The organism is Nocardia sp. TBRC8007 (genome assembly GCF_056629435.1).
The window spans coordinates 1-785 of record NZ_JBWSOR010000118.1 but is presented as its reverse complement, the minus strand read 5'-3'; the positions used below and the strand labels follow the sequence as shown (position 1 = coordinate 785).

The 785-nt window shown below is 66.6% G+C and carries 1 protein-coding gene; it reads left to right on the top strand.

Going from position 1 to position 785, the window contains the following annotated elements:
* Positions 1-785, top strand: a 785-nt coding sequence (locus tag ACX4ZE_RS22880) for a condensation domain-containing protein (RefSeq protein WP_480275529.1), incomplete at both ends; no start/stop codon positions are given.

Genomic DNA, 785 nt, shown 5'->3' with positions numbered 1-785 from the left:
ATCCCGGTGCGGGCGAGTGTGTTCCGCTGCACCGGCCCAGGCGAGAACGACCATACCCGCGACGAGTACGTGCTACTGCTGCTGATCCACCACATCGCCGGGGACGGGTGGTCGTTGGCGCCGTTGTTGCGGGATCTGGCGACCGCCTACACCGCACGCACCCACGACCGCAGCCCGGACTGGGTGCCGTTGCCGGTGCAGTATGCGGACTACACGCTGTGGCAGCGGCAACTGTCGGGTGAGCACACCGATCCCGACAGTGTGGTGTCGCGGCAGTTGGCGTATTGGCGGGACGAGCTGGCCGGGTTGCCCGCACAACTGTCGTTGCCGACCGACCGGCCGCGCCCACGAGTGGCCAGCTATCGCGGTGACACCGTGGCGGTGGAGATCGACGCCGAGACCCGGACGCTGCTGCAACAGCTCGCGCGGCGGGAAAACGCGACGGTGTCGATGGTGCTGCAGGCGGGGTTGGTGGTGTTGCTGTATCACCTGGGGGCGGGGACCGACATCCCGGTCGGGACACCGATCGCCGGGCGTACCGAGGAGGCATTGACCGACCTGGTCGGATGCTTCGTCAATACGTGGGTGTTGCGGGCACACCTCACCCCGACCGGTTCGTTCACCGACTTGCTCGGGCAGGTACGAGAAAAGGCGCTGGCCGCCTACGCCCATCAGGACGCGCCGTTCGAGCTGCTGGTCGAACTACTCAACCCGGTGCGTTCCACGGCGCATCATCCATTGTTCCAGGTGGCGTTGGCTTTCCAGAACAACACCCCACCGGGGAT